Below are 5,666 nucleotides of genomic sequence, written 5' to 3' on the forward strand. Positions count from 1 at the left end.
TCTCTCATTAAATTTTACAAACTCTTTTGCTATTTGAGTAAGCTCTTGATGATCACAGCCTTCCATATAAGTACTTATGAACTCATCACCAGGAATTCCCGCAATATGCTCCTCGATTAGGGTGTTTTTATGAACTAAAAAACTAATACGATGTGGAGAAAGCAAATGTTCTAATTCAAGGCCGTAAACTCTAGAGGCATCAGCTTGTTTTACATAAAAATAGGTAAACCCATCGTTCAAAATATTACGTATTCTAATACGGAAAGGCCTTGTGTTCCCAAAAGTACAGTAGTCTACAGCATCAACGCTTAGGTAATCTAGTGTTTCATCCCTACCATCACTATGGAGTATGTCATAAATACGTTTTAAATTGGCATCTATTTGCTCGCGATCTGCATCAGAATAGTAGCAACGCACCCATAAAGTGTCTTCATCATTTTTATCATAAACAGTTATACAGCCGGCAAATCTCAGTAAATCATCATAGGAAACCGGTATAGAAGTGCTTCTATTGTAACGCTTTACATAATCTTCTAGTGATCTTCCTATAGGAAATGTAGGTTTCTTATTAGACAGCAGTTTATCATTAAGAACTTTTTCTGACATAAATACAGTAACATTTTTTGTTTCTTGCAGTCACATAATACAACAAAAAAACTTTATTCATGGAAACCATCCTTGAAATTAATCAACTTCATAAAAATTATGATTCACTCACTGCGGTAGATCGTATTTCATTTCAAATCAAAAAAGGGCATGTTTACGGTATTTTAGGACCTAACGGTAGTGGAAAGTCTACTACACTAGGTATGGTGCTAAATGTGGTAAACCCTACAAGCGGCTCTTACACGTGGTTTGAAGGCAAAACATCTAACCATGATGCTCTTAAAAGAATAGGCGCCATAATAGAGCGACCTAACTTTTATCCCAGTATGAGTGCGGTGCAAAATCTAGAATTAGTTTGCAAGATTAAGAATATTGATCCAGCAAAAATTGAAGAAAAACTGACGGTTGTAGACTTGCTTTCGCGAAAGCATTCTCCTTTTAAAACCTATTCTTTAGGGATGAAACAAAGGCTTGCGATTGCTAGTGCACTACTTAACGATCCTGAAATATTAATACTAGATGAACCGACCAATGGGCTAGACCCTAAAGGAATAAGACAGATAAGAGATATCATTCAAGAAATTGCAGCAAATGGCACTACTATATTGCTTGCTTCTCACCTATTAGATGAAGTAGAAAAAGTGTGTACTGATGTAGTAGTCTTGAGAAAAGGCAAGATGTTATACTCTGGTCCAGTAGGTGAAATGAATAGAAATCATGGCTCCATCTTTATAGACGCAGTTAACCGAGATCAATTGTTAGACTTTCTTAAAAAACAGTCGTATGCCGGTAGTATCAATACTCACAATGATGGCCTAGAAGTAACGCTACTAGATAATGTAAATACTGCACAAATAAATACTGAGGCATTTAAAAATGATATCGTACTCAGTAAACTGTTTCATAAAAAACAAAGTCTGGAAGATCAGTTTATTGAATTAACTAACCAAAATTAATTGCCGCCATGAAAAGATTATTAGATATAGAATTTCACAAATTCAAATACAGCACCAGCAGTAAAGTACTTACCATCATTTACTTAATTATTGTTGTAGCTGCAATGTTTATAGGTTTATATGAGATTAATATAGACGGGAAAGCCATGAAACTGGCTGATTTAAACATTTTTGACTTTCCGTTCATATGGCACCTGAGCACTTACCTACTAAGTTTTTTAAAATTTCTTATAGCTATTGTGATCGTGTCACTTATGGCAAATGAGTATAGCAACAGAACTTTAAAGCAAAATCTTATAGACGGACTGAGTAAAAAAGAATTAATCATATCAAAGTTTTACTTTATCTTATTTTTCACTTTGATCCTTACTGTTTTAGTCTTTTTAGTATGTTTAATTCTAGGATTGCTATATTCTGATATTAATGAATTTAATCTCATATTCAGGGACGTTGAATATATAGGTGCATTCTTTGTAAGCCATCTTGCATTTTTCTGTATGTGTTTATTTGCTGGTGTGCTAGTTAAAAGAAGTGCATTTGCATTAGGACTTATAGGAATTTGGGGAATATTTGAGTTAATAATATTTGGTTTAAGTTCTTACTTAGACTTCAAGTTTGGATGGAGTTCATGGGATTTCCTTAGAGATGTTTTACCATTAAATACAGTTTCTAATTTGATTGTAGAACCCTTCAGTAAAGTAAGTCTAGTTAAAACCGGTTTAGAAACTCTATCTCAAAGTGAGTTTGAAAAAGAATATGGTGTGAGATGGATCAATGTAATCATGTCCTCTATATGGTCAGCGTTATTTGTCTACTGGTCTTATGCGATTTTAAAGAAAAGAGATTTGTAGAATTAAAGGGTTGTCATAAAAGAAAATGTCGATGAGATTTTAAGAATTTTATCGACATTTTTTATTTGCAAATGGTATTGAAGATTTGTTAAATGTTACTAAAAAGTAATGTGTGTGTATTAAATTCGCGCTATGCAGAAAAAGAATTTCTTTCAAGTCCTTTTATTAACAGCTTTCATATCTATAAGTTTTAATAGTCAGGCACAGCTACAGGCATCAAATTGGTATTTTGGTTTCAATGCTGGAATTAATTTTGATCCAGCCACCGGAGCAGTAACTGCGCTTACTGATGGTCAAGTGTCCACTAATGAAGGTTGCGCCTCTATATCTGATGATAATGGGCAGCTTTTATTTTATACTGATGGAACTGTCGTTTTTGATAGATCACATCAAATCATGCAAAATGGTCAAGGATTAAGAGGAAATCCTTCAAGTACACAAAGTGCTATTATAATACCTAAGCCTCAAGATGCAGATATCTATTACATATTTACGGTTGACCTACCTTCTTTTGGAGGTGCTGAAGGTGTTCACTATTATGAAGTAGATATGACTCTTAATAATGGTTTTGGTGCAGTAACTACTAGCATTTCAAATCCTCCATTGCTAGTTGCCGAGGCTGCCGAAAAACTATCTGCCATAAATCACGCTACAAATGACGAGATTCTTGTAACCACATTTGCAAACAGCACGGGAGTAGGAAACTATGACTCATTTCATACTTTTACTGTAGGTCCTACTGGAGTTAATCCTACTCCAGTAATATCAGCAAACGTTGCAACACCTATAGGACAAGGTGCAGGAAGAAGAGGGAATTTAAAATTCTCTCCAGACGGGAGATTTTTAGTTTCTTGTAATATGGCTGGAGGCAGTAACGCAAATAGCTATATCTACGACTTTGACCCTAATACAGGTTTGGTTTCTAATGAGAGACAATTGTTAATGCAAGGGCCTAATGATAATGGCTACGGTGTAGAGTTCTCACCAGATGGTAATTTGCTATACATTACTGCTACAAATGATGCTAGTAGTAATTTACCAGCTGATCATACGAGTACACTATATCAGTTCTCTTTGACACCTAGAAACTTAGGAGGTACTACACTTTCAGGAGTAGATATAGATACCAGACAAGGTTACCGTGGATCATTACAGTTAGGAATAGACGGTAAAATTTATAGAGCCCTAGCAGATACTTATGATGTAGGTAGACCATTTCTAGGAGTTATCAACAATCCTAATGTAATAGGACCTGGATGTAATTACCAGCATGACGCCATTCCACTAGCAGGTAGGTCGTCAACTCAAGGATTGCCTCCATTTATTCAAAGTTTTTTTGCATTAATAGAAGTTGAAAACTTCTGTGAAGGAGATGGTACTATTTTCTCTTTTCAATCAGACACGCCACCAGATGCTATTCTATGGGAATTTGGAGATGGCAACACCTCTACTCTAGAAAACCCAACTCATATTTATGCGAGCGCCGGAACTTATAATGTTGTTCTTTCTTTAACGACAGCAGGTAGTACTCGAGTATATCGTTCTACGGTAGAGATATATGAAACTCCTACTGCAAATCCTATTTCTCCTGTGGCAGCTTGTGATAGCAATCAAGATGGTCGAGAGTTTTATGATCTTCAAGAAGCTACCATCGAAATTATAGGAGCTCAAGACGCTAACACCTTCATAGTAGACTATTTTTCAAATCAATCAGATGCCGATAATAATCTCAATCCTCTACCACTTCCTTATGAGTCTAGTAATGCTCAAGAAACGCTAGTAGCTAGAATTTATAATAGAAATAACGAAGATTGTTACGAGACAACCAGCTTTGACATAGAATTATTTGAACAACCTATAGCAAATGCTGTAGGTGATCTAGAAATGTGTGATGATGATTTTGATGGTATCTCAACATTTGATTTGAACAGGCAAACCGCTTCCATTTTAGGGCCACAAAGTTCAAGTGATTTTATTGTAAGTTATCACTCTTCTCAAAACGATGCTGATTTAGGTACTGGTGATTTGCCCATGAGTTATGATAATACAACTCCTTTTATAGAAACGGTTTTCGTGAGAATAGAAAATGTGCAAGAATCCATTTGTGCTGACACTTCTATAGCCTTTGACTTGATAGTAAATCCTAAACCAGTCGCAAACGATTTTGATGCATTTCAATGTGATGAAGATGGTGTTGCAGATGGAAGAACTGTATTTAGTTTTATGAGTTTTGATGACTCTATAAGCGACAGTGCTCCTGATGTAACTGTTAGTTATTTTATTAATCAATCAGACGCTGATAACAACACAAACCCTTTAGATAACTCAAGCTATACAAATACTAGCCCGTTACAAGTGGTAATTGCAAGGGTTACAGACAACACTACAGGTTGTTTTAATACATCATCAGTTACCTTATCAGTAAGTGCTAGTGATGCGCAAAACACTACATTATCTTTATGCGATAACGATGGTACAGAAGATGGGTTTACAGAGTTTACCCTTTCTAACGCAAATGCCGATGTTTTAATAAGTGCACCATCTGATGTAACAGTTAGTTATTATGAATCATTAAATGACGCACTCACTGAGCAAAATTCTCTGAATGATTTGTACACAAACACAACTGCAAATAATCAAACCATTTTTGCCCGAGCAGAATCGCCAGATGGTAACTGTTTTGGAATTAGTGAAGTAAACCTTATAGTAAACGACTTACCTATTATAGAAACATCAGAGTTTTTAGACTATTGCGGTAACAATCCACAAGCCTTAACCATAGATAGTGGCTTAATTAATGGGGCACCATCAGATTATACTTATCTATGGAATACCGGTGAGACTTCAGAATCTATAATGGTAACCACAGGAGGTGATTATGAAGTAACCGTCTCAAATCTTGATGGTTGCTCTAGACTTAGAAGAATAACAGTAATTATCAGTGAGCCGGCAACAATTACGAGTATAGATACTGTAAATGCCGGTACAAGCTCATTTGGATCGGCCGTAATAAATGTAACTGGATTAGGAGATTATGAATACCGCCTAGATCCACTAGATTCCTATCAAGATAGTCCTACGTTTGAAAATCTCGTACCAGGATTTTATACCGCATATGTCAGAGATAAAAATGGCTGTGGAACTACAACTCAAGATTTTAGTATAGTAGGCTACCCTAGATTCTTCACACCTAATAATGATGGATTTAACGATTACTGGCAGCTTTTAGGTGTGTCAATAGTTTTTGAACCTA

General features: G+C 35.6%; 3 protein-coding genes and 1 pseudogene. 3 read left to right on the top strand and 1 reads right to left on the bottom strand.

Going from position 1 to position 5,666, the window contains the following annotated elements; translation table 11 throughout:
* Positions 1–606 (bottom strand): annotated as a pseudogene (locus tag A9Q93_RS08255) (hypothetical protein); the annotation flags it as partial.
* Positions 607–665: 59 nt separating this feature from the next.
* Between A9Q93_RS08255 and A9Q93_RS08260 the strand changes: the two are divergent.
* The 3 genes from A9Q93_RS08260 to A9Q93_RS08270 form a co-directional block, all read left to right on the top strand.
* Positions 666–1,562 carry an ABC transporter ATP-binding protein gene (locus tag A9Q93_RS08260; protein ID WP_303686914.1) on the top strand — a complete coding sequence of 299 codons (897 nt, stop codon included), beginning with the start codon at positions 666–668 and terminating at the stop codon, positions 1,560–1,562.
* Positions 1,563–1,570: 8 nt separating this feature from the next.
* On the top strand, positions 1,571–2,413 hold the full coding sequence (locus A9Q93_RS08265) for an ABC transporter permease (protein ID WP_303686916.1): 843 nt from the start codon (positions 1,571–1,573) through the stop codon (positions 2,411–2,413).
* A 132-nt stretch (positions 2,414–2,545) separates the two neighbouring features.
* On the top strand, positions 2,546–5,666 hold a 3,121-nt coding region (locus A9Q93_RS08270), incomplete at its 3' end, for a PKD domain-containing protein (protein WP_303686917.1).

It is taken from the genome of Nonlabens dokdonensis, from assembly GCF_002162835.1.
Taxonomy (GTDB): domain Bacteria; phylum Bacteroidota; class Bacteroidia; order Flavobacteriales; family Flavobacteriaceae; genus Nonlabens; species Nonlabens dokdonensis_B.